The 24,683-nt window shown below is 69.9% G+C and carries 25 protein-coding genes; 16 read left to right on the top strand and 9 right to left on the bottom strand.

The window, feature by feature from the left end; translation table 11 throughout:
* The 5 genes from D7V77_RS25640 to D7V77_RS25620 form a co-directional block, all read left to right on the top strand.
* Positions 1 to 1,840: tetratricopeptide repeat protein (locus D7V77_RS25640; protein ID WP_199733881.1), on the top strand; the 1,840-nt coding region annotated here is incomplete at its 5' end.
* Between the two features lie 213 nt (positions 1,841 to 2,053).
* Positions 2,054 to 2,938, top strand: coding sequence for a heme o synthase (gene cyoE, locus D7V77_RS25635; protein WP_120578928.1), 885 nt, complete (start codon positions 2,054 to 2,056; stop codon positions 2,936 to 2,938).
* A 37-nt stretch (positions 2,939 to 2,975) separates the two neighbouring features.
* Complete coding sequence (locus tag D7V77_RS25630) at positions 2,976 to 3,965, top strand: ABC transporter ATP-binding protein (protein WP_120578927.1); 990 nt, start codon at positions 2,976 to 2,978, stop codon at positions 3,963 to 3,965.
* Entirely contained in the window at positions 3,962 to 4,831 is an 870-nt protein-coding gene (locus D7V77_RS25625) for an ABC transporter permease (protein WP_120578926.1), read from the top strand. The genes D7V77_RS25630 and D7V77_RS25625 overlap by 4 nt, the downstream gene beginning before the upstream one ends.
* Before the next feature lie 91 nt (positions 4,832 to 4,922).
* Positions 4,923 to 5,756 (top strand): carboxypeptidase regulatory-like domain-containing protein, encoded by an 834-nt coding sequence (locus D7V77_RS25620; protein WP_169822708.1) that lies wholly within the window; start codon positions 4,923 to 4,925, stop codon positions 5,754 to 5,756.
* Positions 5,757 to 5,879: 123 nt separating this feature from the next.
* On the opposite strand, the gene D7V77_RS25615 is transcribed toward D7V77_RS25620, so the two are convergent.
* Genes D7V77_RS25615 through D7V77_RS25600 form a run of 4 tightly spaced genes read right to left on the bottom strand, consistent with a single transcriptional unit; the run spans position 5,880 to position 8,770 of the window.
* Positions 5,880 to 7,289, bottom strand: coding sequence for a HAMP domain-containing sensor histidine kinase (locus D7V77_RS25615; protein ID WP_120578924.1), 1,410 nt, complete (start codon positions 7,287 to 7,289; stop codon positions 5,880 to 5,882).
* Entirely contained in the window at positions 7,289 to 7,969 is a 681-nt protein-coding gene (locus D7V77_RS25610; protein ID WP_120578923.1) for a response regulator transcription factor, read from the bottom strand. Before D7V77_RS25610 ends, D7V77_RS25615 begins: the two co-directional genes overlap by 1 nt.
* A 15-nt stretch (positions 7,970 to 7,984) precedes the next feature.
* Positions 7,985 to 8,200 (bottom strand): hypothetical protein, encoded by a 216-nt coding sequence (locus tag D7V77_RS25605; RefSeq protein WP_120578922.1) that lies wholly within the window; start codon positions 8,198 to 8,200, stop codon positions 7,985 to 7,987.
* A 36-nt stretch (positions 8,201 to 8,236) separates the two neighbouring features.
* Positions 8,237 to 8,770 (bottom strand): periplasmic heavy metal sensor, encoded by a 534-nt coding sequence (locus D7V77_RS25600; RefSeq protein ID WP_120578921.1) that lies wholly within the window; start codon positions 8,768 to 8,770, stop codon positions 8,237 to 8,239.
* A 357-nt stretch (positions 8,771 to 9,127) separates the two neighbouring features.
* Between D7V77_RS25600 and D7V77_RS25595 the strand changes: the two genes are divergently transcribed.
* Both D7V77_RS25595 and D7V77_RS25590 read left to right on the top strand, forming a co-directional pair.
* Positions 9,128 to 9,328: a cold-shock protein gene (locus tag D7V77_RS25595; RefSeq protein WP_120563874.1), complete on the top strand. Its 201-nt coding sequence runs from the start codon at positions 9,128 to 9,130 to the stop codon at positions 9,326 to 9,328.
* A gap of 196 nt (positions 9,329 to 9,524) precedes the next feature.
* Complete coding sequence (locus tag D7V77_RS25590; RefSeq protein WP_120578920.1) at positions 9,525 to 9,890, top strand: cupin domain-containing protein; 366 nt, start codon at positions 9,525 to 9,527, stop codon at positions 9,888 to 9,890.
* 13 nt (positions 9,891 to 9,903) lie between these two features.
* Here D7V77_RS25590 and D7V77_RS25585 read toward each other — a convergent pair whose 3' ends face one another.
* Positions 9,904 to 10,671 carry a hypothetical protein gene (locus D7V77_RS25585; RefSeq protein ID WP_120578919.1) on the bottom strand — a complete coding sequence of 256 codons (768 nt, stop codon included), beginning with the start codon at positions 10,669 to 10,671 and terminating at the stop codon, positions 9,904 to 9,906.
* A gap of 65 nt (positions 10,672 to 10,736) precedes the next feature.
* On the opposite strand from D7V77_RS25585, the gene D7V77_RS25580 reads away from it, so the two are divergent.
* Entirely contained in the window at positions 10,737 to 11,552 is an 816-nt protein-coding gene (locus D7V77_RS25580; RefSeq protein WP_233597225.1) for a metallophosphoesterase, read from the top strand.
* On the opposite strand, the gene D7V77_RS25575 is transcribed toward D7V77_RS25580, so the two are convergent.
* Complete coding sequence (locus tag D7V77_RS25575; protein ID WP_120578918.1) at positions 11,533 to 11,970, bottom strand: DoxX family protein; 438 nt, start codon at positions 11,968 to 11,970, stop codon at positions 11,533 to 11,535. The genes D7V77_RS25580 and D7V77_RS25575 overlap by 20 nt on opposite strands.
* A 115-nt stretch (positions 11,971 to 12,085) precedes the next feature.
* Here D7V77_RS25575 and D7V77_RS25570 point away from each other — a divergent pair, with 115 nt between their 5' ends.
* The 4 genes from D7V77_RS25570 (at position 12,086) to D7V77_RS25555 (ending at position 16,667) form a co-directional block, all read left to right on the top strand.
* Positions 12,086 to 12,451 (top strand): helix-turn-helix domain-containing protein, encoded by a 366-nt coding sequence (locus D7V77_RS25570; RefSeq protein ID WP_233597224.1) that lies wholly within the window; start codon positions 12,086 to 12,088, stop codon positions 12,449 to 12,451.
* Between the two features lie 144 nt (positions 12,452 to 12,595).
* Entirely contained in the window at positions 12,596 to 15,403 is a 2,808-nt protein-coding gene (locus tag D7V77_RS25565) for a hypothetical protein (protein WP_120578916.1), read from the top strand.
* 56 nt (positions 15,404 to 15,459) lie between these two features.
* The gene (locus D7V77_RS25560) at positions 15,460 to 16,032 is read left to right on the top strand and encodes a tRNA-uridine aminocarboxypropyltransferase (protein ID WP_120578915.1); all 573 of its coding nucleotides are present in this window, start codon (positions 15,460 to 15,462) and stop codon (positions 16,030 to 16,032) included.
* A gap of 5 nt (positions 16,033 to 16,037) precedes the next feature.
* On the top strand, positions 16,038 to 16,667 hold the full coding sequence (locus D7V77_RS25555) for an HAD hydrolase-like protein (protein ID WP_120578914.1): 630 nt from the start codon (positions 16,038 to 16,040) through the stop codon (positions 16,665 to 16,667).
* A 10-nt stretch (positions 16,668 to 16,677) separates the two neighbouring features.
* On the opposite strand, the gene D7V77_RS25550 is transcribed toward D7V77_RS25555, so the two are convergent.
* Positions 16,678 to 18,126 carry a M20 family peptidase gene (locus D7V77_RS25550; protein WP_120578913.1) on the bottom strand — a complete coding sequence of 483 codons (1,449 nt, stop codon included), beginning with the start codon at positions 18,124 to 18,126 and terminating at the stop codon, positions 16,678 to 16,680.
* 245 nt (positions 18,127 to 18,371) lie between these two features.
* Between D7V77_RS25550 and D7V77_RS25545 the strand changes: the two genes are divergently transcribed.
* The 4 genes from D7V77_RS25545 to cml all read left to right on the top strand — a co-directional run bounded on the left by D7V77_RS25545 (position 18,372) and on the right by cml (position 23,007).
* A complete protein-coding gene (locus tag D7V77_RS25545) occupies positions 18,372 to 19,322 on the top strand; it encodes a GNAT family N-acetyltransferase (RefSeq protein WP_120578912.1) in 951 nt (316 codons plus the stop codon).
* 161 nt (positions 19,323 to 19,483) lie between these two features.
* Positions 19,484 to 20,530 (top strand): acyltransferase, encoded by a 1,047-nt coding sequence (locus tag D7V77_RS25540; protein WP_120578911.1) that lies wholly within the window; start codon positions 19,484 to 19,486, stop codon positions 20,528 to 20,530.
* A gap of 71 nt (positions 20,531 to 20,601) precedes the next feature.
* A complete protein-coding gene (locus D7V77_RS25535) occupies positions 20,602 to 21,588 on the top strand; it encodes a GNAT family N-acetyltransferase (RefSeq protein ID WP_120578910.1) in 987 nt (328 codons plus the stop codon).
* A gap of 231 nt (positions 21,589 to 21,819) precedes the next feature.
* Positions 21,820 to 23,007 (top strand): CmlA/FloR family chloramphenicol efflux MFS transporter, encoded by a 1,188-nt coding sequence (gene cml / locus D7V77_RS25530; RefSeq protein ID WP_172815034.1) that lies wholly within the window; start codon positions 21,820 to 21,822, stop codon positions 23,005 to 23,007.
* On the opposite strand, the gene D7V77_RS25525 is transcribed toward cml, so the two are convergent.
* Together D7V77_RS25525 and D7V77_RS25520 are read right to left on the bottom strand one after the other, a co-directional pair.
* Complete coding sequence (locus D7V77_RS25525) at positions 23,004 to 23,885, bottom strand: helix-turn-helix domain-containing protein (protein WP_120578908.1); 882 nt, start codon at positions 23,883 to 23,885, stop codon at positions 23,004 to 23,006. The genes cml and D7V77_RS25525 overlap by 4 nt on opposite strands.
* 102 nt (positions 23,886 to 23,987) lie before the next feature.
* A complete protein-coding gene (locus tag D7V77_RS25520) occupies positions 23,988 to 24,653 on the bottom strand; it encodes a hydrolase (RefSeq protein WP_120578907.1) in 666 nt (221 codons plus the stop codon).
* Positions 24,654 to 24,683: the final 30 nt, after the last annotated feature.

The following is a 24,683-nucleotide window of genomic DNA, read 5'->3' as shown; positions in this document are numbered from 1 at the left end:
CCCCGTGACGGCCCCGCCCGCCGCCGCTGAAGCGCCCGCCACCACGTCCGTGGGCCGCATCAACGCCCCGTCCCAGCAGGCGGCCCGCACGGCGCGCCCGTCGGATTCCGCCTCGCGCCCCACCCAGCGCCGTCCGCAGGTGGTGGTGGAAGAGGTCGAGGACGACGAGGACGAGCCCTCGTCGCGCCGCAAGAGCCCGCCCAAGAGCAACGGCAGCAAGATGCTGTCGATGGTCCTGCTCATCCTCATCCCGCTGTTCGCGGGTGGATACGGCTTCTACTCGGCGCAGGCCAAGAAGCGCAGCCGCGAGCTCAAGAAGAACCTGGACGTCGCCACCGAGCAGCTCAAGCACGACTCGTTCGCCAGCTACAAGAAGGCGTGCGAGGCGGCGGACCTGGCCCTGGAGGTGGACGCCGACTCCACTGCGGCCCACGGTTATCTGGCGTACGCGTACGCCATCCGCTGGGGTGAGCACGGCGGCGGCGACGACGCGCGCCGGCAGGCCGAGGAGCACCTGGCGGCGGCCCAGAAGGGCAAGGAGCTGTCCAGCCACCTCATCGCCGCTCAGGCGCTGATCAAGACGTACAGCGGTGACGGCAAGGGCGCGCTGGCCTCGCTGGAGACGCAGGTCAAGGAGCTCAACGACCAGAACAAGGCGTCCTCGCTCCTGTACCTCACGCTGGGCCTCATCCAGATGAACGCGGGTGACCTGGAGCGCGCGCGCGACAGCCTGGAGCGCGCGCAGGCGCTGGCTCCGGATGATCCGCGCGTCTACGCGGGCCTGGGCGCGGTGTACCGCCGGCTGGGCCAGGACAACACCGCCTGGAAGAACTACGACTTCGCCCTGCGCTACGAGAAGGACCACCCGGAGTCGCTGCTGGGCCGCTCGCTCCTGATGCTGGAGCAGGACGCGCCGAACTACGCGGTGGCCAGCCGGGACATCAAGAAGCTGCTGGAGGCGGAGCCCCCGCCCAGCCCGCGTCAGCTCGCCACCGCGCAGCTCGCTCGCTCGCTGCTCATCGCCCGCGTGGCGCTGGCCATGCCCACGCTCAAGCCGGACCAGCAGCAGCTGCTGACCGAGGCCACGGGCGTGCCGGCGGAGCCCGCCAAGGCGAAGCAGGAGGTCACGAAGGCGGAGGAGACCGGCTTCGCGCTCGACAAGCAGAACCCGGAGCTGAACCTCATCAAGGGCCGCCGCCTGCTGGCGGAGGGCAACTTCGACGCGGCCGCGGAGGAGATCCGCAAGGCCATCCGCGCGGACGGCAGCCGTGCTCAGTTCCACGTCGAGCTGGCCAAGGCCCTCATGGGCAAGCCGGGCGGTGAGAAGGAGGCCTCCGAGGCGCTCGTCACCGCGCTCAAGACGATGGGCGACAGCCCCAAGCTGGTGGTGATGCTGGGCAACGCCTACCGCCGCCAGAACAAGCTGGAGGACGCGCTCGCGCAGTACCAGCGCGCGGTGAAGGACCCCAAGGCGAAGAACCCGGAGGCCCGGCTCGCCATGGGCGCCATCTACCGGGAGCGCTCGGAGTGGGACAAGGCGAAGGAGCAGCTGGAGAAGGCCAGCCAGGAGTTCTTCGGCCAGCCGGACCGCGTCGCCAACGCGCTCACGGAGCTGGGCCGCGTCTACCAGGGCAAGGGCGACGCCGCGAAGGCGGACGAGACCTACCAGCGCGCGCTGCAGGCCGACGAGAACTACTCGGCGGCCTACTACTTCTACGCGCAGCTGCTCTCCAAGGACGCCAAGCAGTCGGGCAAGGTCAAGACGCTGGCGGCCGAGTACGTGCGGCGCGAGCCCAAGGGCGAGTACCTCGCCGACGCGCAGCGGCTCGCGGGGAACTGAAGCCCCGCCTCCCGCTGTCCCCCACGCCGCGAGGCCCCTTCCCGGGCTTCGCGGCGTTTCGTTTTTGACGGGGGGCGACAAGGCAGGCTGATGTGGCGGGGAGCCCCAGCCTTGCCACCCCTCCCGGGTGACGGTATGGGAGGGTCCACCCCACACCCCCTTGACCGGTAGCCGGGAGCGACCGCGGTCCAGGGACTACCTGCTGGAGTCCGCTTGAGCGCGCGTGCCCTGTCCCAGTCGTCCACCGCGTCCGACCTGATTTCCCTCACCAAGCCGAGGCTGTCGTCGCTGGTGCTCATCACCGCGGCGGGCGGCATGTTCATGGCTCCGGGGCACTTCACGCCGGTGCGGACGCTGGTGACGCTGCTGGCGACGGCGGGCACGGTGGGCGCGGCGAACGCGTTCAACTGCTACTGGGAGCGTCACAGCGACCAGTTCATGGCGCGCACGCGCAACCGGCCGCTGCCCGCCGGGCGCATGGACCCCAACACGGCGCTGTGGTTCGGCCTGTCGCTGGCGGCGGTGTCGCTGCCCGCGCTGGTGCTGGGCGCCAACCTGCTCACCGGCGTGCTGGGGCTCGTCGCGCTGCTCAGCTACGTGCTGGCGTACACGCCGCTCAAGGCCCGCACGTCCGCGGCGATGCTGGTGGGTGCGATTCCCGGCGCGCTGCCTCCGCTCATGGGCTGGACGGCGGTGACGGACCGGGTGGACGCGGGCGGCTTCGCGCTGTTCGCCATCATGTTCCTCTGGCAGATGCCGCACTTCATCGCCATCGCGCTGTTCCGCAAGGACGAGTACGCCGCCGCGGGCCTCAAGTCCGTTCCGCTGGAGCGCGGGGACGAGTCCAGCCGCGCGCAGGTGGTGCTCTACCTGGTGGCGCTGGTGCCCATGACGCTGTTGCCGTTCCAGCTGCACATCGCGGGCACGTGGTACCTGGCCGCGGCGGTGCTGCTGGGGCTGGGCTTCCTGGGCCTGGGGGCGTGGGGCTTCTTCAAGCACCTGGGAAAGCCCTGGGCGCGCCAGACGTTCGTGTATTCGCTCGTGTATCTCACCGGCCTGTTCGCCGTGATGGCGCTGGACCGCATCCCCCGCGGCTAGCCCCCTCGCTGCGTCCGGGTGCGAGGCCGCCTTTCGCATGCCTGACACCTCCGTTCCAACCCCGCCCCCGCCGCTGCTGCGCATCGAGGGGCTCACGCGCCGCTTCGGCGAGCGCACCGCCGTGGACGGGCTGTCGCTGTCCGTGCAGCCGGGCGAAATCCTGGGTCTCCTGGGGCCCAACGGCGCCGGCAAGTCCACCACCTTCCAACTGCTCGCGGGCCTGCTCTCGCCGGACGCGGGGCAGGTGCACTTCGCCGGCAAGGTGCTGTCCCTGAGCGACCCGGCGCTGCGGCGCCAGATGGGCATCATCTTCCAGAAGAGCAGCCTGGATGACCTGCTCACCGCCCGGGAGAACCTGCTCCTGGGCGCGCGGCTGTACGGCCTCACGGGCGCGGACGCGAAGGCGCGCGTCGAGACGATGCTGTCGCTCATCGGCCTGCAGGACCGGGGCGATGAGAAGGTGGGCACCTGGTCGGGCGGCATGCGCCGGCGGCTGGAGCTGGCGCGGGCGCTGGTCCACCAGCCGCGCGTGGTGCTGATGGATGAGCCCACGCAGGGCCTGGACGAGGCGGCCTTCCGCACCTTCTGGACGCACCTCAAGCGGCTGCGCGACGCGCAGGGCGTCACGGTGCTGCTCACCACGCACCGCGCGGATGAAGCGGAAGGGTGCGACCGGCTGGCGGTGCTGGACGCCGGGAAGCTGGTGGCGTGCGACACGCCCCGGGCGCTCGCCTCGCGCATGGGCGGGGACATCCTCACGCTGGAGGGCCCGGAGCCGGAGGCGCTGGCCGCGCAGGTGACGGAGCGGCTGGGGCTCGCGGCGACGGTGGTGGAGGGGCGGGTGCAGGTGGAGGCTTCGCAGGGACACGCGCTGGTGCCGCGGCTGGTGGAGGCCTTCCCCCCGGGACGGTTCGCCTCCGTGTCGCTGCGCCGGCCCACGCTGGCGGACGTGTTCCTCCAGCTCACCGGGAAGGCCCTGGGGGCGGATGCTCCCTCGCCCACGCCCGCGCCGAGGAAACGCCGATGAGCGCCGACATCCCCGTGCCTGTTCCGTCCCCCTCACTGGACGCTCCCGCCGCCCCGGTCCACCGCCGGGAGCCGGGGACGCTGGCCTTGCAGTGGGCCACCGTGTGGGTGCTGCTCTCGCGCGACGTGGTGCGCTTCTTCCGGCAGCCCAGCCGGGTGGTGGGCGCGCTGGCGCAGCCCATCCTGTTCTGGTTCGTCATCGGCTCCGGCTTCGCGGGTTCCTTCCGCGTGGAGGGCGCGCAGGGGCTGGGCTACCAGCAGTTCTTCTTCCCGGGCGTCGTCACCATGGTGGTGCTCTTCAGCGCCATCTTCGCCACCATCACCGTCATCGAGGACCGCAAGGAGGGCTTCCTCCAGGCGGTGCTGGCGGGGCCGGGCTCGCGGCTGGCGGTGGTGCTGGGCAAGGCGCTGGGGTCGTCCACCATCGCGCTGATGCAGGCGTCGCTGTTCCTGCTCTTCGCGCCGCTGGCGGGCGTGGACGTGAAGGCGGTGGACTACCCGCTGCTCGCGGCGGTGATGGTGCTGTCCGCGCTGGCGCTCACCGGCATGGGCATGGCGCTCGCCTGGTGGGTGAAGTCGAGCGCGGGCTACCACGCGGTGATGAGCCTGGTGATGCTGCCCATGTGGGTGCTCTCCGGGGCCATGTTCCCGGTGAAGGGCGCGGGGCCGGTGATGTCATGGGTGATGACGCTCAACCCGATGCGTTTCTCCGTGGAGGGCGTGCGCCGCGCGCTGTACGGGGCGCAGGCGTCGCTGGCGGTGGGCTCGCAGGGTGGGGCGACGGTGGGGTGGGAGGTGCCCGCGCTGCTGGCGTTCGCGGCGGTGTTCGTCGGGCTGGCCGCGTTCAGCGTGAGCCGCCGCGAGTAGCCGTGCGCCGTGTGTCGATGGACTTGCCCGGTGCCTTCCACTACGACGGCGGGCACCGCATCACGAAATATCCTCCAGAGGAGACCGCCTCATGAAGCTGCGTCTGCTTGGCTTGTCGATGGTCGGTGTCGCGGGGCTCTTGGCCCTGCCCGCGTGCAAGAAGGAGGAGGCGCCCACGTCCCCCGCCGAGCGTCCGGCGGCCCCCACGCAGCAGGCCGTGCCTCCGGCTCCCACTGCGGGAGCGGGTGCGGGCGAGGCGGCGGCCCCGGCGGTGCCCGCGGGCAACGGCGTGGTGAAGGGCACGGTGTCGTTCACCGGCACGCCGCCGGTGATGGCGGAGCTGGCGCCCAGCGTCGACCCCGCGTGTGACGGACGGCCGGAGAAGGAGCAGTCCGTGCTGGTGAAGGACGGCAAGCTCCAGAACGTGCTCGTGCGCGTGAAGGGGCCGGTCGCGGGTGCGCCCGCGGCGCCGTCCACGCCGGTGGAGGTGGACCAGTCGAAGTGCACCTACGTGCCTCGCGTGCAGGGTGCGGTGGCGGGCCAGCAGGTGGTGTTCAAGAACAGCGACGGCACGCTGCACAACGTGCGCGGCGTGGTGGGCGCCAAGCCCCTGTTCAACGTGGCGCAGCCGCCCTCTGGCGCGCCGGTGCAGAAGCCGATGCCCACGGACGCGGAGGTGCTGCGCCTCAAGTGCGACGTGCACCCGTGGATGACGGCCTACGTGGTGAGCAACCCCAACCCGTACTTCGCCACCACCGGCGCGGACGGCTCCTTCACGCTGACGGGCCTGCCCGCGGGCACGTACACGCTGGAGGCGTGGCACGAGACGCTGGGCACGAAGACGGCGGAAGTCACCGTGAAGGACGGCGCGCCCGCGGAGGCGACGTTCTCCTTCGCCGCGACGGACGCGCAGGCGAAGCAGTAGTCCGCAAGGGGACCGGGGACGGCGCCTCCGCGCGGTCCCTGGACCCGGCGGGGGGCTTCGCGACGGAGCCTCCCATGCCCCCGCCTTGCATGGGGCACGCGGAACGCGCGCGGTTCACCGCCGCTAGGCCAGCGTGCTCGACACCGGACCCGGCGGCCCGGCCTTGCGCACCGTGAAGCCCACGCGCGCGCCGCCAGCGGGCCGGTTCTCCGCGAAGGTCTCACCGCCGTGGGCCTTGGCGATGCGCTGCACCAGCGCGAGCCCCAGCCCCAGCGAGCCGGCCTCGCGAGCCTCGCCGCCCCGGTCCTTCCGGTAGAACGGCTGGAAGATGCGCTTCTCCTCGCCAGGCAGAAGCCCCGGGCCCCGGTCCTCCACGCTGAAGGCGAGGTGCTCCTTCCCGTGCTCCTGGATGCGCAGCGCCTCCACGCCCACGCCGTGCTTGCGCGCGTTGTCGAGCAGGTTCACCAGCGCCCGGCCCAGCAGCGTTGCGTCCGCCATCAGCGCCACGTCGTCGGTCTCCGGCTGGAGCAGCGTCGCGGACAGCCCCACGCGCTCCAGCGCCTGCGCAGCGAGCACGCCCGCCTCCAGCGCCTTGGGCGTGAGCTGTCCGAAGTCCAGGCGGGAGCTGGCGAGCAGCTCGCCCACCAGCGCGTCCAGTTCCACGACCTCGCGGTCCACCTGGTCCAACGTGCGCGGGTTGCCGCCGCCGTCGCGCAGCAGCTCCGTCAGCACGCGCATCCGCGCCAGCGGCGTGCGCAGCTCGTGCGACACCGCCGCCAGCAGCTCGCGTTGGTCCGCCATCTGCTTCTCGATGCGCGCCGCCATGTCGTTGAAGGACTCGGCGAGCACCGCGAACTCGCCGGTGGTGTGGCGGTCCAGGCTCGCCCGAGCGCCCAGGCGGCCCTCGCCCAGCTCCTGCGTGGCCTTCACCAGCGTGTCCACCGGCCGCGCCAGCCGGAACGAGATGCCGCCCGCCGCCGTCCACAGCACCAGCACCGCGATGCCCAGCGGCAGCACGGCGCGCCAGGGGCCCCGCGAGCGGGCCTTCAGGTAGCAGGCCTGCAACGACCCCAGCTGCGTGTCCTGCCGCATCACCGGGAGGGTCGCGTCCGGCTTCGAGCACGGTGAGCCGCCCCTTGCCACCACCGCGCCGGACAGGTCCGTCAGCACGACGTCCACGTCCAGGTCGTCGGAGATGCTCCGCATCAAGGCGTCGCGCTCGGCGGGCGCGTCCCACACCTCCGCGAACTGGTGGCCCACGAACGCGCGGATGCGGTCCGTCTCCTGCCGCCAGCTGTTGCCGCCCGTCAGGTTCATCACCCACGACACCACGAGCACCGTCACCAGGATGGTGAGCCCGAACATGACGAACAGCCGCCGCCGCAGCCGCGCCTGTACGTAGGAGCCCAGCCGGCCCAGGTGGAACATGCGCCGGCGGCGGGCATGGGCCTGGGCGTGGCGGCCGAACCTCCGGTGCAGCTCCGGCCCGCAGTCCTCCCGCTTGGGAGGCCAGTGGTGATGGCCCCAGCCCATCAGGCGCCCTCCTTGGCGAACACGTAGCCCACGCCGCGCACCGTCTTGATGAGGCGCGTGCCCACGTCCCCCAGCTTCTGGCGCAGGTGGGAGATGTGCACGTCCACCGTGCGCTCGCTCACCACCGTGTCGCTGCGGCCCGCCTCGCCCAGCAGCGCGTCGCGGGGAATCACCCGGCCCGCCCTGCGCACCAGCGCGAGCAGCAGGTCGAACTCCAGGCCCGTCAGCTCCACCGCGCGCCCCTCCACCTTCACCTCGCGCCCGGACACGTCGATGGAGACCCCGCTCGACTCGAGCCGGTCCGCCACCGCCGCCGGCTGCGCCCGCCGCAGCACCGCGCGCAGGCGGGCGAGCAGCTCGCGCGGTCCGAAGGGCTTGGGCAGGTAGTCGTCCGCGCCCAGCTCCAGGCCCACCACGCGGTCCGTCTCGTCGCCCTTGGCGGTGAGCATCAGCACCGGGATGCGGCTCTTGGCCCGGATGCGCTTGCACACCTCCAGGCCGTCCATGCCCGGCATCATCACGTCCAGGAGCACGGCGTCGTAGGCGTTGGCCTCCAGCGCCGCCAGCCCGCGGCCACCGTCGGGCGCGTGGCTGACGGTGATGCCGTTCTGCCCGAGGTACTCCGCGAGCAACTCGAACATCCGGGTGTCGTCATCGATGAGCAGGACGCGGGTGGGCATGGGCGGGGGCGAATCCTAACGCGCTCCCGGTGCGTCGGCGGGGCCCGGTGCGCCCTGGGGCCTGGGGGCATGCCAGTCCCAGTAGGGCGGCATCCCGTTTCGGTAGCTGGGGCCACCCCAGTCACCCCGGTGGCAGGCGGCGCGGTGGTGGCGGGCAATGCTCGCGAAGCCGGAGGCATAGCCTCCGATGGCACCCGCGGCGAGGAGGACGACGAGCAGACGGTGGCGCATGGGCAATCTCCAGGAAGGGGACAGGGAAGGGTGGTTTCAGACGAAGGACGCGGGGCCGTCATCGTTGTGGGGGCGGCCACCCCACCGGCCGTACCCGCCGCAGCGCCGCCCGTGCCAGCCCCGGCCCTCGCCGCGCCATCCGTAGCCCCAGCCGTGCTCGATGATGTCCGCGAGCTCGCGGCGCTGGTTGGGCTCCAGCGCCTCGTGCACCTGGGACAGGGCGTCCTGCACGGCGTTGCGCAGCGTCTCCAGCGCCACGTCGTGGCGGGTGAACAGCTCGCGCAGCATGGCGCCGTCGAAGTGCTCCCCGCGCAGTGAGCCCGCGAGCGACGTGCGGCTGGGGCCCCACTGGTCCTTCACCTTGGCGAAGGCCTCGCGCACGTTTTCCACGGCCTTCACGATGACCTTCTCCTGGCCGGGAGACGTCTCCAGCCGCTCGAAGAGCCAGCGCAGCCGGGGGCGCATGCCAAACCGGCCTCCGCGGCCGTGGTGGTGGTGTCCGTAGCGCCCCCGGCGCAGGGTGGCGAAGAGGCCGGCGAGGCAGGCGGTACCGAAGATGAATCCGAACATGGTCTTGGCTCCAGGAAGCAGGCGAGCGCCGGATCGGCGGGCCCGTGTCGTTTCTGACGGAGCTCAAGGTAGAGGGCGGGTGTGAAGCCCACGCCCGGCGGCGGTGAAGAAGTGTGAAGGGCTTTCGGAGGGGTGTCCGGAATGCCCGGTGGGGCATGGGATGTTCCAAAGCCGGGCCTCGACTGCAGCCGCTGTGTCGGATGCAGGACGACTGCCGGCAGGATTCCACCCTCAGGAGTGGTGTTCGCGCCGGAAGTGGGTAGAGTACCCGGCGTGCCGGGGCGGTGTTCGTTCCGGCACCGGTGGAAGGCGCGAGCCTCCCACCTGTTCAGAGCAGAGAAAGAGAAGAGACTCACAATGGCTTCTGGTACCGTGAAGTGGTTCAACGACGCGAAGGGCTTTGGTTTCATCGCGCAGGACAATGGCGAAGACGTTTTCTGCCACCACACTGCGATCAACATGGATGGCTTCCGCACCCTGGCCGAGGGCCAGAAGGTGGAGTTCGAAGTCACCAAGGGCCCCAAGGGCCTGCAGGCGCAGAACGTTCGCGCCGGGTAAGCGAGCTGAACCGTCGACTCACCCCTTGAGGTGAGTCCTCGAAGCCCAGTCTCCCCGAGGAGGCTGGGCTTTCGTCTTTCCGGACGCAGGGCAGGCGGGCGACCACCGCGACGCGGCCCGCCACGGTCCGGGGTCTTCCCTACCTTCTCCCAGGAGGAGCGCGGCGCCGGACGCCGCCCCCCAAGGAGAGGCGAACATGGGCGACACCAGCGTGAAGAAGGTCGAAAGCCGCCATTCCCCCAAGGGGGAGATGGGCCAGAAGTACCTCGCATCCGGCGTCCGTGTGGCCATGCGGTTGTGGGAGGACGAGCCGCCCGCCGAGGCCAAGCCCGCCAGCACGCGCGACTACGAGACCGTGGGCTTCGTGCTCAAGGGCCGCGCGGAGCTGCACCTGGAGGGGCAGGTCATCCTGCTGAACCCCGGCGACTCCTGGCTCGTGCCGCGCGGGGCCAGCCACACCTACAAGGTCCTGGAGACCTTCTCCGCCGTGGAAGCCACGAGCCCCGTCTCCTCCGTCCACGGCCGCGACGAGCACGAGGCCCCGAAGGGCGCCAAGGCGTGACGAACCGTTGAGCTCAGGGACCGCCCTTCGGTGCCACCGGGGGCGGTTCCCGTTCAGTGAGCACGCCCACTGCATCGTCCATCTCCGAGGTGGAGGAGCAGGTAAAGGCCTGGGGAGAATTCGCCTTGCACACAAGCAAGGTGCCCGCGGGGACTGGCTTGTAGCCAGGGAGCACCGGGGAGCGGGCGTCCTCGCATGAGCCGCAGTCGAAGATGCCTGGGGCGTACGTCTCGTCAGGCATGCACAGCAGGCCTGCGGCGGACTGAAGGGCCCCCAGGGCGTACTCCGTGCCAAGGCACACGGTGGCTCCAACGGTTTGCGACTCGCAGCGCAAGTCCGCCTCACTGTCCGGATCCGGTACGAAGCGCTCGCAGACCCTTCGATGGACGCGTGACTGGAAGCGGCCGTTGCCTCCGCTCGGGTCGCTGTCGTACCAGAGCTGAAGGTGCTCTCCGTTCGCGGAGCGGAGCAGGGCCTGGGAAATGGCGGAGTCGATGCCTGGCAGGTGGAAGATGGCGATGAAGGGCTTGCCAGCCGCGTCAGCTGCCTCGACGCAGGCGCGCATTTTCAGCCGGTCCTCGTAGCTTCGGGCTTCGCCGCAATCCACGGACTGGGCGTCCGCCAGGGGGCGCGCGGTCGCCACGATGTCGCAATCATTGAAGTGCGCCTGCGTGGTGAAGCGGACGGTGCCGACAGGAGCAGCGGAAGGTGCCTGCTGGACGCCAGCGCATCCGGCCGCACCCAGCACGAGGGCGACCGCGAGGGAAAACCGTGAGGTCATCCCAGAATGCTCTCGCGTCCTCCCGGCATTGTCAGCCCCACGGGCAGGCTCCGTCCGGGGGGCGCATGAGAATCCTGTCCGTCGAAGAGAAGCCCCTTCATGAGTGGTGGTACCTGAACGCGTCGCCGCGCGGAGGCACCCGTGCGGAACGACTCCCCTTGCTGTGCGGACAGGTGGACGCCCTTCCCAGGGACCTGGACGCGGTCATCGCGCTCTCGGACCTCCAGGGGATGGCGCCTCATGCCGTGAAGGGCGGGGCGGCGGCGCTCCTGGGAGAGGTCGTGGCCGACGAGCTGGCGATGATGTGCAAGGCGGGCAACCTCCCTCCCGCGAACCGCACCGGCATCATCCTGGCGGGAGACCTCTTCTCTAACGACACCGCGGATGAACGGGGCGCCTCCGGCGACGTGCGGAGCGTCTGGACTGCCTTCGCCAGGTACTTCCGTTGGGTCGTTGGCGTGGCGGGAAATCACGACACGTTCGGCGGTACCGGGGAGCGCGAGCGCTTCTTCCGCCAACCCAGGCAGATGCTGCTGGATGGCGAAGTCGTCGCGCAGGACGGACTCGCGGTGGGCGGGGTGAGCTACATCATCGGGCGCCCGGACAAGCTCAACCGGCGCGAGCAATCCGCCCAGCTGGAACGGATTGAAGAGGTGCTGCTCCAGGAGCCGCAGGTGCTCGTCCTCCACGAGGGCCCGGACGCCCCGGGAACGGGGCTGCGAGGCAACGCCATCATCCGGGAGGCGGTGGAGCCCTGGAGCAGGCTCCTCGTCATCTGCGGCCACTGTCATTGGGACGTGCCGCTCGTCACGCTCGCGAGCGGGACCCAGGTCCTCAACGTGGATGCGCGCGCGGTGATTCTCAGGCGTGCCGGGGCTTGATGGGAGCGCGCCTCCTGCGCCCCCAGAAGACGAAGAGCGACAGCGCGACCAGGAAGAAGTTGAAGGGCGTGTTCGCCGCCTCGCCGCGAGAGAAGTGGAAGACGATGGCGCTGACCTGGAGCAACGCGCAGCCCAGGGCCGCGAGGACCGTCAGGCCCGGTTTCACCCGCGTGAGCGAGGGCAGGACGACGCCCATCCCGCCCGCCAGGTCGACCGCGACGATGAAGTACAGGAACGCAGGCGACACCTGGCCCGCCCACGGAATCATCGCGGCGAGCTCCGGCAGGGGCGTGAGCGCCTTCCAGATGCCCGAGCCGACGAAGATGACGCCCAGCAGCGCCTGGACGACCCACAGGCCCACGTGAAGGGCTTTGGACGGCTTCGCTGAAACGCCAACGGGAGGGGAGAGCGTATCCATACGTGGCTCCGGGGTTACTTCCATGTGCCTGGTTACGGATGATGACCACGTCTCTCTGGCATACCGTGCACAGGCCGGACAAGGAGGCACATTGAAGTCACCAGGGTACGGAAAGATGACCGGGCGCTACGACGATGACTGCGTCGCGACGCGCGAAATCCTCAGCCTCGTCGGGGACAAGTGGAGCGTGATGGTCATCGTCAACCTGGGCGAAGGCCCCGTGCGCTTCAGCGAGCTCAAGCGCGCCATCGAAGGCATCTCCCAGCGCATGCTGACCCTCACGCTGCGCAACCTGGAGCGGGACGGACTGCTGACGCGCACCGTGCACCCGACGACGCCGCCGAGCGTGGACTACGCGCTCACGAAGCTGGGGCGCACGCTGCTCGAACCGGTGTCCGTGCTCGCGATGTGGGCGCAGCGACACCGGCCGGAGATTGAACGCTCCCGAGAGGCCTTCGCACGCACCGCCAGGGCGAAATGAGCGGTGTCGCGTTCCGTGCTGACGCAGCCGCTTGCTGAGGTGACGCGGCGCCAGGGCTGGCCCCCGGCCCTCCAGGGGCGAGCGCAGCGTGGCATCCGAATTGCGTAGGGGCTGGGCGTTCCCCCTCGCATCGGAAAAGCGCTCATGACCTCCAAGACGCCTTTCACCCAGGGCATCCTCATCTGCCCGACGACGCACATTGACTGGGATTGGGTCTACACGTTCGACCAGTACTACGCCTCCAACAGCCAGGCCACCGGCTCCAGCTCCGGACGCGACACGGTCCAGAACATCTTCAACGCCGCGGTGTCGCTCTTCTCCCGGCGGATCGGCTTCACCTTCTCCGTGACGGAGGTGGGCTTCCTGCAACGCTATGCGCGGGACAACCCGGCAGGCATCACGGCCTTCGCGGCGGCGGGTGACGACTTCTGCCTTATGGGCGGTGGCATCACGTCGCCGGACAACCTCGTCTGCGCGGGCGAACTCTTCATCCGCAACTACCTGGTGGGACGCACCTGGGCGAAGCAGGCCGGGCTCGAGGCCAACCTGTACGACTCGGCGTGGCTCCCGGATGACTTCGGGCATGACCCCCAGCTGCCGGTGGTGCTGAACGCCATGGGCCTCACCACGGCCGGGCTCTCCCGCGTGCCCGGCTCGCCCCAGGGGTCGCCGGGGGCCGCGCCCATCGACCCCGTGGGCCCCTCCATCGCGTCGCAGTTGAACACCCACGGCCTGGTCTTCCACTGGCAGGCGGGGGACGGCTCCCGCATCACCACGCTCTTCATGCCCAACACCTACGGCACGGTGGGCTACCTGGACGCGGACAACATCTCCAGCAATGCCCAGACGGTGAACCAGTTCGTCAACCAGTACGGCTCGGGCTGGCCCAACGGCCTCCGCTTCATTCCCGTGGGCATCGACTTCGCCACGCCCTCCGTCACCTCCCCGTCAGGCGAGGTGTTGAGCTGGTTGAACGTGACCCACGCCTACAACACCAGCAATGGCAACAGCAATGGCGTCAAGGGAACAACGGGGACGTTCAAGACATACATGGACGCCGTCCTGCAAAGCGGCGCCTCGCTCCCCGTGAACGCACCGCTCAACGCGCAGAACTACTGGACGGGTTACTTCGCCAGCCGCCCCGCGCTGAAGCGGAACCAGTACGCGGCGGTGCGCGCGCTGATGTCCGCGGAGGTCATCGGCGCGCTGCTTCGCACCAGCAGCAGCTACGCCACCTCTTCGCTGGACGCGTTCGACTCCACCGTCTGGAATGGCTGGGAGGTCCTGGCCCCCAGCTCCCATCACGACTTCGTGACGGGCACGTCTCCGGACAACGTGTATTACGGCGAGCAGCTGCCGCTGAGTCGGCAGGGCGTCTCGGTGGCGAGGGCCGCCCTGGACCAGGGGATGGAGCTGCTCGCGCAGGGCATCTCCGCGAAGCCTCAGTCCCAGGAGCTCCCTGTCGTCGTGTGCAACACGCTCGGGTTCGAGCGGGTCCACGGACTGCTGGCGGAGCTGACCCCTCCACCGGCGGACCTGCGCTTCCACGCCGTGAAGAGCGTGCGGACCCGTGACGGCTTGCTGCCCATCCAGCGGGCCGCGAACGGGAACCTCCTCTTCATGGCGGCGCCCCCCAGCGCGGGATACGAGACGGTCTACCTCTCCACCCTGTCCCCGCCGGGGCCCATTGTGATTGCGCAGCCGTCCGTGGGGGACACGGCGACCCTCGAGAACGACTTGATCAGCGTGACCCTCTCCAAGGAGCACGGGTGGGGCATCAGCCAGTTCTCGTATGGAGTGGACGGCGTGACTCGCAGCCTCTTCGCCTCCAAACGCGTGGGCAATCATCTGCGGTTCTACACCGACACTGGCAACATCTATCAGTTCGGCAATGAGCCGTATGCCTCCACCAATCCGCCTGCCTATGGCAAGTTCAGCAGGGACGGGTCCGCGAAGTTCGTGGGAGGAGACGCGCGGTGGCTGGAGCAGGGACCGTACCGTTATCGCTTGCAGGCGGAGGTGACGGAGCAGAACAGCGGCCACAGGTTCACGCTGGAGTACTCGCTGGTGGTGGGCGAGCGCTTCCTCCGGATGAAGCTCACGGGTGCCTCGCCTTCTGGCATGTCGGTCGCGGTGGCGTTCCCCATGGTGAACCCGAGCGGGACGGCGCCCACGACGCTCAGCTACGGCACGCCGCACTACCAGCAGGACGTCCTGCCCGTGCCCAACTGGCCCGGTCCGACCTTCGTCGCCACGCATGACTACGTGATTCCCTGCATCCAACAGGGCAGCCAGCCGGTGGGAGGCATCTACCATCAGGGCATCCCGGCCTGGACGCTGGACGAAGAGGGCGCCCTGCTCGGCGTCGTGCTCCGCAACACCCCCGCGGGCGGCCGGGGCGCGTCTGGCAGCGACTTCGGCTGGCATGAGCAGGAGTACGTCGTGGCGCCCCCGCTGTCTGTCAATGGCACGCCCCGGCTCGGCACGCCCCTGAAGGACGCCCTGTCGGTCACCACCCCGCTGGAGGCCCGCTTCATCTCCGGTGGACAGGAAGGGCAGGGGGGCGCGCTGGCGGAGACAGGCTCGCTGGGACAGGTCACGGCGACGAACGCCGGGACGCCGGTGGAGTCGGAGGACGTGATGATTCGCGTGGCGCGGGTTCAGGCGCCGGGAGCGGCGGGGGGCTACCCCAGCTGTGGCACGACGAGCGGTGCGATTCCGAGCAGCCTGGTGGTGCGCACCGAGAAGCGGGGCAGCCAGGCCACCCAGCTCACGGTGCGGCTCCCCTTCCTGGCGAAGGCAGGCAGCGCCGAGACCCAGGCGGTCACCGCGCTCGAAGCGCCGCTGACGGAGCTGGCGGCCGTGCCCTCGGGGACGGACACCGTGACGGTGGACTCACCCCGTGCGCTGGCCGCGACGCGAATCGCATGGTGCCGCACGCAGGGGGGCTGAAGCGCTCTCAACGAGTGCTTTTCTTCGCGAGGGGACGGGCACAGGATGACGGGAGGATGCCTCCCCGTGCTGCCCGTCCACCTCGCTGTTCGCGTTGCAACCTGGCGAAACACCTGTGCCTGTGCACGGAGGTTCCGCAGGTGGAGACCCGGACCCGCTTCGTCTTCCTCCAGCACGTGATGGAGGTGTCGAAGCGGAGCAACACCGGGGGCGTGGCCGCGCTCGCCCTCGCGAACGCGAAGCTGCTCATCCACGGCTCGATGGCGGGGACCCTCGACATCGAGGTCCTCTCCGAGCCGGGGACCTGGCTGCTCTTCCCAGACGGCCCCACCGCGCCACCGGACGCGCCTCCTCCCAGGCAGGTGGTGGTGCTGGACGCGAACTGGTCTCAGGCGCGGAGGATGACCCAGCGGCTCCCTGAGTTGCGGGCACTGCCCCGGCTGGTGCTGCCTCCGCCGGAGCCCGGCCTGCTCCGGCTTCGCGAACCCTCGCACCCCGCGGGGATGTCCACCCTGGACGCCGTGGCCCGCGCGGTGGCCTTGCTGGAAGGACCCGAGGTGGCGGCGCCGTTGGTGAGGCTGGCGGCGCTCCGGGTGCAGCGCATCGCCGACTGTGGGACCCTGAACTGAGTCCCATGGGATACCGGCTGATCATCTTCGACTTCGACGGGACGCTCGCGGACAGCGCGGATTGGCTGCGCGGCATCTTCAACGACGTGGCCCGGCGCTATGGCTTCCGCACCGTCAGCGAGGAGGAGCTGGAGGCGCTGCGCGGGCAGGACACCCGGGCCATCATCGCGCAGCTCGGCGTGCCCATGTGGAAGATGCCCTTCATCGCCGCCCACATGCGCAAGCTCGTCGCGCGTGACGCGCACCGCATCCCGACCTTCCCGGGCGTGGAGGCGATGCTGGAGCAACTGGAGGCGCGGGGCATCACCCTGGCCGTGGTGAGCTCCAACGCGGAGGAGAACGTGCGGCGCGTGCTGGGGCCGGTGGCGTCCGCGCGCATCCGCCACTACGCCTGCGGCGCGGGCCTCTTCGGCAAGCGGACGAAGTTCCGGAAGGTGCTGAAGGCCGCGGGAGTGCGTCCTGGTGAGGCCCTCTCCGTGGGCGACGAGGTGCGCGACATCGAGGCCGCGGCGGCCGAGGGCATCGCCACCGCCGCGGTGACGTGGGGCTACGCGACGGAGGCGCTGCTGCGCTCACGCGCGCCCACCGTCGTCTTCACCCGCCTCGACGAACTGCTGCCATTCGTCGCGGCGTAGGCGTGCCCTGTCAGCGCGTGCTGTTGCGCAGATACTGCGCATAGAACCGGATGGCGGCGGCGTGCTCCTCCACGGAGAGCCGTTCGTCGCGGCCGTGCATCCGGGTGAGGTCCTCGCGGTTCATCCGTACCGGCACGAAGCGATACACGCTGTCGCTCAGGGGATGGAAGTAGCGCGCGTCCGTGGCCGCCACGGTGAGGAAGGGCGCCACCAGCACGTCCGGGAACACCTGCCGGATGCTGCGCTGCAACTGCCCCCAGCCTTCCGTGTCCATGCGTGACACCGGCGAGGCCTCGTCGCCCTCGGCGGTCAGCTCCACCCGCTCGTCCTCCACCACCTTGCGCACGTGGGTGCGCACGTCCTCCAGGCTGTCGCCCGGCAGCAGGCGGACGTTGAGCACCGCTCTCGCCTGTGAGGGCAGCACGTTGGGCTTGGGGCTGCCTTCGAGCATGGTGGCCGCGAAGGTGGTGCGGATGCTGGCGTTCGTGGAGGGAGCCGCGGACATCCGCCGCTCGATGACGGGCGCGAAGAGCCAGGTGTTGGCGAAGAGCAGGCGCATGCCGAAGTTCATCTCCGGCCCCACGTACTCGAAGAGCGCCCGCGTCCCGCCGCGCAGCTCGGGCTTGAACGGGTTCTCCTCCAGCCGCACGAGCGCCCGGGCCAGGGTGTTCGCTGCGGTCTGCGGGGGCGGCATGGACGCGTGTCCGCCCGCGCTCCGCACCACCAACTCCACGCGCGCCGAGCCCTTCTCCGCCACGCCCACCAGCGCCACCGGCGCGGCCACGCCGGGCACGAGCCCCACGCCAATGGGGCCACCCTCGTCCAGCACCGACTCCAGGCGCACGCCCCGCTCGCGCAGCAGCGCGGCCACGCGAGCGGCACCGTCATGCCCGCCCACCTCCTCGTCCGCGCCGAACGCGAGCATCACCGTGCGGCGGGGGCGGTAGCCCTCGGCGAGCAGGCCCTCCACGGCTTCCAGGATGGCCAGCACGCTGCCCTTGTCGTCCAGCGTCCCGCGTCCGTACACATAGCCATCCGCCACGACGCCACCGAAGGGCGGGTGGCTCCAGGTGGCCTCCGCCTCCGCGGGCACCACGTCCAGGTGGCCCATCAGCAGCACGGGTTGAAGGCCGGGCTCCGAACCCTTCCAGGTGTAGAGGTGCGCATGCGCGCCCACGGCCTCATGCGCGAGCTCCGCGTGCATGCGGGGAAACCGCGCCACGAACCCGTCATGCAGCGCCTGGAAGGCGGCGTCCTCCGCCCTCATTCCGTCGGAGGAGGCGATGGTGCGGTGGCGCAGTGCCTCCGCGAGGCGACTCGCTGCCGCGGCGGCATCCACCGTGAAGGGCTCGGCGGGCTCGGCGGTCACCTGCCGTGAACCGAAGCGCAGCGTGCGGACGACGAGGACGCCCCCGAGAAGCAGGACGAGGACCAGCAGGACGAGGAGGACGCGCTTCATCGGTTGGGAGTTCCCGGAGAGGTCGCCACCGAGCCTAGCAGCAGGCGCGGCGCAGCACTCCCGGCGGCGAAGCCAGACACCGCGACCCCAGGGCGAGGCCCTGGGGCCTCTCCGGCCGGATTCCAACATCGGGGGGGCCCCGGCGGGTGGCTCCAGCGCAGGGGCTGGAAGGCTAGCCTGCAACGCGAAAGCCAGTAACAAATCGAAATACAGTCGTGATGACACAGGAGGCGGGGGGCACAGCCATGCGGATGCTGCGAATGAGGGCCGTGCTCGTCCCTGATCAGGGGGCGTTGGCGGTGTCGGAGGACTACTTCCGTTCCGCGCACCATCTGCGAGCCGAACAGGTGACGCATACGCTGGTCCTCGAGGACGGCAGGGGGAACGCGCAGCGGGTGCCGCTCATCGTGCGGCCCATCGAGGGGACGCCCTACCGCGATGCCATCTCCCCGTATGGCTTTCCCGGCGGCGCGCTGGCCGGGCTCCGGGAGGTGTCGAAGGATGCGGTGGATTGGACGGGGACGGAGCTCGTCAGCATCTTCGTACGCGACCGCGTCTCGGGGCCCCGGTGCTTCGCGGGCGGGACGGAGCGCAACGAGGTGTTCTTCATCGACCCGCGCCTGCCGGTGGCGTTCCGGGAGATGCATTACCGGCACATCCGGCGCAACCTCCGGCTGGGCTTCGTGAGCACCGCGAGTGAGGCGCGCGAGGCGTCGCGCAAGGACCGGGAGGGATTCCAGTTGGCCTACCGGCAGACCATGGTTCGCGAAGGCGCGAACCCCCGGTACTTCTTCTCCGACGCCTATTTCGAGCAGCTGTTCTCGTCGCCGTGGGCCTGGCTGGTGACGACGCATGCACCGGAGGGGGGCGTGGCCTCCGCCGCGCTGTGTGTCAGCAGCGACGGCATGCTGCACTACTACCTGGGCGGAACCGCGGATGCGCACCTGTCGCGCTCGCCGGCGAAGAATGTCTTTGGAACGCTGGTGGAACTCTGCTCGCAACTCGGCGTGACGCTCCATCTGGGCGGAGGCGTCCAGCCGGGGGACAGCCTCGAGCAATTCAAACGGAGCCTGTCCAACGCGAGCTCACGCCTCCACACCCATGAGTTGATCTGCGACCCGGCGGTGTATGCCCGCCTGTCGGAAGGCCGTGACGACACGGGCTTCTTCCCTGCGTATCGCGCGCCCCGGAATTGAGTGACAGGTCGCATCCCTGCCCTCTGACACGAGGGCAGGCGCCTGCGGAAGACGTGACACATGTCCGCGACCCAAGGGCGCATGGTGAGAATACCGTGAGACACCTACCGTTGGACCTGCTCCGAAGGCTGGCCGGAGAGTCCCAGGAAGGGTGAACCCGGATGACACGCATTCCTGCCGCTCCGGAGACGAACCCACCGCGTCTGATGGAACTGGACGCGCTCCGGGGTTTCGCGGCGCTGGCGGTCGCGCTGTATCACTTCACGGCGGAATACAGCGACCTCTACGGACACACGGTTCCGCTCTGGGAGATGCGCTTCGGGAAGTATGGCGTCCAGCTCTTCTTCGCCATCAGCGGCTTCGTCATCCTGATGTCGCTGGAGCGCGTGGAACGGGCCCGGGACTTCGTGTGGAGCCGCGCGGCCCGGCTCTACCCGTCCTATTGGACGGCCGTCGCGCTCACCTTCACGGGGGTGACGCTGTTCGGGCTGCCGGAGCGTGAATTCAGCCTCCAGACGGCCCTGGTCAACCTGACCATGTTTCACGAGTTCCTCCGCGTCCCGCACGTCGACACCGTGTATTGGACGCTGACCATCGAGCTGTCGTTCTACCTGCTGATGTTCGTGCTCGCGTACACGCGGACGCTGCCCAGGATCATCCCCATCTTCATCGTGCTCGTCGTGTTGCAGACCCTGGCGGAGCTGGCGGCCCAGTCCCTGGGCGTGACCTTCCTGGCGCGGCTCGCGAGCCGACCGCACCTGCAGTACTTCGCGCTGGGCGTGCTGGCCTTCAAGCAGAGCCGCGGCGAGGTCTCCCGTCCGTCCGCGCTCGTGCTGGTCGCCGTCAGCTTCGCTCACGAGGTGCTCGTGGGGAGTGAGGCTCCCGCCCTCGTGTTCCCGGTGGTGCTGGGCCTCGCCTACGCGTTGTCCAAGGGCTGGCTGCGCTGGCTCACCTGGCGCCCGCTGCTCTTCATGGGGTTCATCTCCTACCCGTTCTACCTGGTTCACCAGAACATCGGTTACGTCATCATCCGGCGGCTCGAGGCATCGGCCTGGCGCCCGGAGGCAGCCATCGCGGTCGCGCTGGTGGCCGGGTTCGTGCTGGCCATCGTCATCACCTACGGAGTCGAACAGCCCGCGTTGCGTGCCTTCCGGCAGTGGCGGCGGAAGGCAGGAGTCCGGGCGGCGGTTCCGCCACGCCTCGCCTGAGGGCCTCCGCGCCCCGCGCTGGAGCAGGGAGTCGGCGGGCCCTGCATCGCTCATGGAAAGGATGCGCTCGAATGAATCACACCGAAGCCTTGCGACTGCCGTCTCCGAGCCTGAAGTCCTGCCGCGCGGTCCTGATTCCTGACGCGGGGATGTCCACCCTGTCGGAGGACTACTTCCGCTCCGCGCACCACCTGCGGGCGGAGGGCGCGACACATACACTGCTCATCGAGGACGGCGACGGGCATGCGCTGCGGGTGCCACTCCTCGTGCGGCCCATCGAGGGGACGCCCTACCAGGACGCCATCTCCCCGTATGGCTTTCCCGGCGGGCGGATGGATGGATTGAGCGAGGTTTGGAAGGACGCCGTGGATTGGACCGGCATCGGGCTCGTGAGCCTCTTCGTGCGCGACCGCGTCTCGGGGCCCCGCTGCTTCGCGGGCGGGACGGAGCGCAACGAGGTGTTCTTCATCGACTCCCGGCGTCCGCTCGAGTTCCAGGCGGAGGCCCGCCGGCAGATGCGGCGCAACACGCGGCTGGGCTACGTGAGCACCTGCGGTCCGGCGCGCGAGGCCTCGCACGAGGAGCGCGAGGGCTTCAAGGAGGTCTACCGGCAGACCATGGTCCGCGACGAAGCGCACGCCCGGTACTTCTTCTCCGACGCGTACTTCGAGGACCTGTTCTCCTCGCCCCTGGCCTGGCTCCTGACGACGCGTGCGCCGGACGGCGGCATCGCCTCCTCCGGGGTGGTGGTCGCCAGCGACGGCGTGCTGCACTACTACCTGGGCGGGACGGCGGATGCGCACCTGTCGCGCTCTCCGACCAAGAACACCGTCTTCGAGGCCATGGTGGCGCTCAGTGTCCGCATGGGACTGCCATTGCACCTGGGCGGTGGCGTGCGGCCGGGGGACGGCCTCGAGCAGTTCAAGCGGAGCTTCGCGAACGCAAGCTCCCGCCTCCACACCCACGAGATCATCTGCGAGCCCTCGGTGTACGCGCGCCTTTCGGCGGGTCGCGGCGAAACGGGCTTCTTCCCGGCGTATCGCGCGCCGAGGGGCTGAACAGGGGAGGGCCCTCCGGTCTTCGCGCCCCCTGTCAGGAAGGGCCCGGTGTTTTCGTCCCGCCCGGACCCGATACACCCAGGAGCCCGCCGGATGTCGGACGCCAGTTCCGCAGATGAGTGAGCCGCGGCGACACGTTCACCGTTGCCGCGGCCCTCTGCCACAGCTCATCCCGGTCCCCGTGGAGAGGCAGATCGCCGCCAGATGTTCCTCATTTGCGCGGATGCCTTCATGTCTGACCCCAAAGCCCTGTCGTGGAATCTCTCCGTGCCAGCAGCGCTGTTGCTGATGGCCCCTTTCGACCTCCTGGCCTCGCTGGCCATGGACATCTACCTGCCCGTGGTTCCGGCCATGACCGGAGTCCTCGGCACCTCTGCCTCCATCATCCAACTCACGCTGAGCCTCTACATGGCCATGCTCGGGGCCGGGCAGCTGGTGTTCGGCCCGCTCTCGGACCGCATCGGACGGCGCCGGGTGTTGCTGGGGGGCGCGTGGGTCTTCGCGCTCTCCTCCTTCCTGCTCGCGAGCACCACCGATGCCGCGATGTTCGTCGGGTTCCGGCTCCTGCAAGCCATGGGGGCCTCCGCCGCGCTCGTCGCGACGTTCGCCACCGTCCGGGACGTCTATGCGGAGCGGCCCGAAGGCGCGGTCATCTACAGCCTGTTCAGCGCCATGCTGGCCTTCGTTCCGGCATTGGGCCCCATCGCCGGGGCGCTGCTCTCACGGCGCTTTGGATGGCGGTCCCTCTTCGTCACGCTCGGAGTCCTGGCGACGGCGGCGTTGCTCCAGGCCCTGCCTCGCTGGCCTGAAACACGTCCCTCCGGCGTGGCTATTCAGAAGGTGTCCGGCCCACGCATCCTGCGCAGCGCCGCGTTCTGGACGTACACGCTGGGCTTCAGCGCGGCGATGGGCTCCTTCTTCGTGTTCTTCTCCACGGCGCCCCGGGTGCTCATGGGACGGGCGGGCTTCTCGGAGCTGGGCTTCAGCCTGGCCTTCGCCACCGCCGCGCTCGCCATGATGGTGACGACGCGCTTCGCGAAGCACTTCGTGGCCCGCTGGGGACTGGCGGGCAGCCTTGCTCGCGGCATGCTCCTGTTGCTGCTGGGCGCGGCGCTGCTCACCGCCGGGCAGCTCCTCATGGCGCCGTCCTTCTGGACGTTCGTCGCGCCCATGTGGGTCATCTCCGCGGGCATCGTGTTCGCCGCGTCCGTCACCGCCAATGGCGCGCTCCAGGCCTTTGGCGCCGTGGCGGGAACGGCGGTCGCGCTCTACTTCTGCATCCAGAGCCTCGTCGTCGGCGTCGTGGGGACCCTGATGGTCGTCCTGCTCGACGGTGACACCGCGTGGCCCCTGGTGGGTTACGCCTCGCTCATGGCGGGGGTGACGTTGGGCTGCCTGGCATCCTTCAGGCGCGCCTAGTCCTTCCGGTCCCGGCGCCACCTCGCGGGGGTGGTGCCGTGGGCCCGCCGGAAGGCCTTGCCGAAGTGCACCGCGTCGGCGAAGCCGGTCGCTTCCGCGACCTGCTCCAGCGACGCGGGCGTGCTCAGCATCATCGCCTGTGCGCGCTCGAGGCGGGCGCGCAGTTGCCACTGATAGGGCGCCACGCCCGTGGAGGCCTTGAAGGCGCGGCTGAAGTGCGCCTGGGACAGGTCCACCAGCGCCGCCAGCTCCGACAGCTCGACCCGTCCAGGCAGGCGCGACTCCATGAAGTCGAGCACCCGCCGGAGCTGCCACGGTGCCAGGCCCTTGCGCGTTGAAGGGCGTTCTCCACGACGCGACCCCAGCCTGGCGAAGAGGGCGGCGGTCAATCCATCGCCGTAGAGCTGGGTGGCGGGGTCGTCGTCATCCACCACGTCGGCCAGCAGCCGCATCAGCGTCCAGAGCCGGTCATCCACGAAGCGCAGCCTCGGCGCACCCAGCTCGGTGGGGCTCAGCGGTTGGCCCAGGCGCTCGCCCAGGTCCTTCAAGTCGAACGTGAGCACGGCGTCGCGCACCAGGCGCGAATTGGCGCTGTAGCCCCACAGTGGCATGCCGGCGGGGATGAGGTTCAGCTGCCGGGGGACGTAACCGATGGCGCAGGGCCGGCCTTCGCGCAGGCGCGGCTCGCAGGGCACCCCGACCTCCTCCAGCAACGCGCTCAGGCGTGTATGGCTTTCCAGGCACAGGGGATGCTCGGCCGGCCCCGAACAGCGGGTGGCATTCACATCCACGCAGATGCCATTCCATTTTCGCCGGCTGACGGAGATATCCACCACGTTCTCCGGCAGCGGGCTCAGCCGTTCAGCGCGCGTCTCCACGACATCGTCCTCCCATTCCCAGGCGGCGGGGAGCCACTTCCCGGGAGGACGATGTCAGCAGTCCGGAGGTGAGTCACCCCCTGGACCGGGCCCGCCGTGCCTTCAGACGCCCCGGCCGGGCCGGCCCGCCAGCAGTTGCAGCTCCCAGGCGAAGGCCACGGCGCTGCCGCCGCCGTGCTCGGACAACACGCCGGCGAGCTCGGTGGCGCTGTCCTCGCGGGCCCAGTCGCGCTGCCATTCGGCGGCCACCGCCATCCAGGTGATGGGCGTCACGCCCGCCATCTGCATGCGGCGCACCGCCATGTCATGCGCTTCGCGGCTGACGCCACCGGAGGCGTCCGTGACGGCGTAGACGTCATAGCCCTCGCCCGCGGCCTGGATGGCGGGCATGGCCAGGCAGATTTCCGTCCACAGCGCGGCGATGATCAGCTTCTTGCGGTCCGTCTTCTTCACCGCGTCCACCACGCGGCGGTCCTCCCAGGTGTTGATGAAGGTCCGGTCGATGGGCTTCTGCTCGGGGAACACGCCCTGCAGGCCCTTGATCAGGTAGCCGCCGCGCTCCTCGATGACGGTGGTGAGGATGGTGGGCACCTTGTAGACCCGCGCCGCTTTCGCCAGACCGACGACGTTGTTGACCACCATCGTCGGCTCATGGCTGTGCAGGTTGGCGAACTGGTAGGGCTGATGGTCGATCAGCACCAGCACGGAGTTCTGGGGCGTCAGCAGGGCTTCGAGCCCCCGGTGGGAGGGCGTCGGGGAAGTGCTCATGGTCTGGAGACTCCTGGGTGGGGGACAGAG

Origin of the sequence: Corallococcus sp. CA041A (assembly GCF_003612075.1) — a bacterium.
Taxonomy (GTDB): Bacteria; Myxococcota; Myxococcia; order Myxococcales; family Myxococcaceae; genus Corallococcus; species Corallococcus exiguus.
Note: the sequence above shows the minus strand (reverse complement) of the source record. Positions and strands in the feature narration are given on the sequence as shown.

Excerpts from the sequence above, each read along its gene's own strand:
- D7V77_RS25625 (WP_120578926.1), top strand. The coding sequence starts at position 3,962 with ATGAGCGCCGACATCCCCGTGCCTGTTCCGTCCCCCTCACTGGACGCT.
- D7V77_RS25600 (WP_120578921.1), bottom strand. The coding sequence starts at position 8,770 with ATGTTCGGATTCATCTTCGGTACCGCCTGCCTCGCCGGCCTCTTCGCC.
- D7V77_RS25610 (WP_120578923.1), bottom strand. The coding sequence starts at position 7,969 with ATGCCCACCCGCGTCCTGCTCATCGATGACGACACCCGGATGTTCGAG.
- D7V77_RS25615 (WP_120578924.1), bottom strand. The coding sequence starts at position 7,289 with ATGGGCTGGGGCCATCACCACTGGCCTCCCAAGCGGGAGGACTGCGGG.
- D7V77_RS25570 (WP_233597224.1), top strand. The coding sequence starts at position 12,086 with ATGACCGGGCGCTACGACGATGACTGCGTCGCGACGCGCGAAATCCTC.
- D7V77_RS25585 (WP_120578919.1), bottom strand. The coding sequence starts at position 10,671 with ATGACCTCACGGTTTTCCCTCGCGGTCGCCCTCGTGCTGGGTGCGGCC.
- D7V77_RS25595 (WP_120563874.1), top strand. The coding sequence starts at position 9,128 with ATGGCTTCTGGTACCGTGAAGTGGTTCAACGACGCGAAGGGCTTTGGT.
- D7V77_RS25630 (WP_120578927.1), top strand. The coding sequence starts at position 2,976 with ATGCCTGACACCTCCGTTCCAACCCCGCCCCCGCCGCTGCTGCGCATC.
- D7V77_RS25520 (WP_120578907.1), bottom strand. The coding sequence starts at position 24,653 with ATGAGCACTTCCCCGACGCCCTCCCACCGGGGGCTCGAAGCCCTGCTG.
- D7V77_RS25590 (WP_120578920.1), top strand. The coding sequence starts at position 9,525 with ATGGGCGACACCAGCGTGAAGAAGGTCGAAAGCCGCCATTCCCCCAAG.
- D7V77_RS25565 (WP_120578916.1), top strand. The coding sequence starts at position 12,596 with ATGACCTCCAAGACGCCTTTCACCCAGGGCATCCTCATCTGCCCGACG.
- D7V77_RS25550 (WP_120578913.1), bottom strand. The coding sequence starts at position 18,126 with ATGAAGCGCGTCCTCCTCGTCCTGCTGGTCCTCGTCCTGCTTCTCGGG.
- D7V77_RS25605 (WP_120578922.1), bottom strand. The coding sequence starts at position 8,200 with ATGCGCCACCGTCTGCTCGTCGTCCTCCTCGCCGCGGGTGCCATCGGA.
- D7V77_RS25560 (WP_120578915.1), top strand. The coding sequence starts at position 15,460 with ATGCCTCCCCGTGCTGCCCGTCCACCTCGCTGTTCGCGTTGCAACCTG.
- D7V77_RS25575 (WP_120578918.1), bottom strand. The coding sequence starts at position 11,970 with ATGGATACGCTCTCCCCTCCCGTTGGCGTTTCAGCGAAGCCGTCCAAA.
- D7V77_RS25620 (WP_169822708.1), top strand. The coding sequence starts at position 4,923 with ATGAAGCTGCGTCTGCTTGGCTTGTCGATGGTCGGTGTCGCGGGGCTC.
- D7V77_RS25580 (WP_233597225.1), top strand. The coding sequence starts at position 10,737 with ATGAGAATCCTGTCCGTCGAAGAGAAGCCCCTTCATGAGTGGTGGTAC.
- D7V77_RS25540 (WP_120578911.1), top strand. The coding sequence starts at position 19,484 with ATGACACGCATTCCTGCCGCTCCGGAGACGAACCCACCGCGTCTGATG.
- cml (WP_172815034.1), top strand. The coding sequence starts at position 21,820 with ATGTCTGACCCCAAAGCCCTGTCGTGGAATCTCTCCGTGCCAGCAGCG.
- D7V77_RS25545 (WP_120578912.1), top strand. The coding sequence starts at position 18,372 with ATGCGGATGCTGCGAATGAGGGCCGTGCTCGTCCCTGATCAGGGGGCG.
- D7V77_RS25535 (WP_120578910.1), top strand. The coding sequence starts at position 20,602 with ATGAATCACACCGAAGCCTTGCGACTGCCGTCTCCGAGCCTGAAGTCC.
- D7V77_RS25555 (WP_120578914.1), top strand. The coding sequence starts at position 16,038 with ATGGGATACCGGCTGATCATCTTCGACTTCGACGGGACGCTCGCGGAC.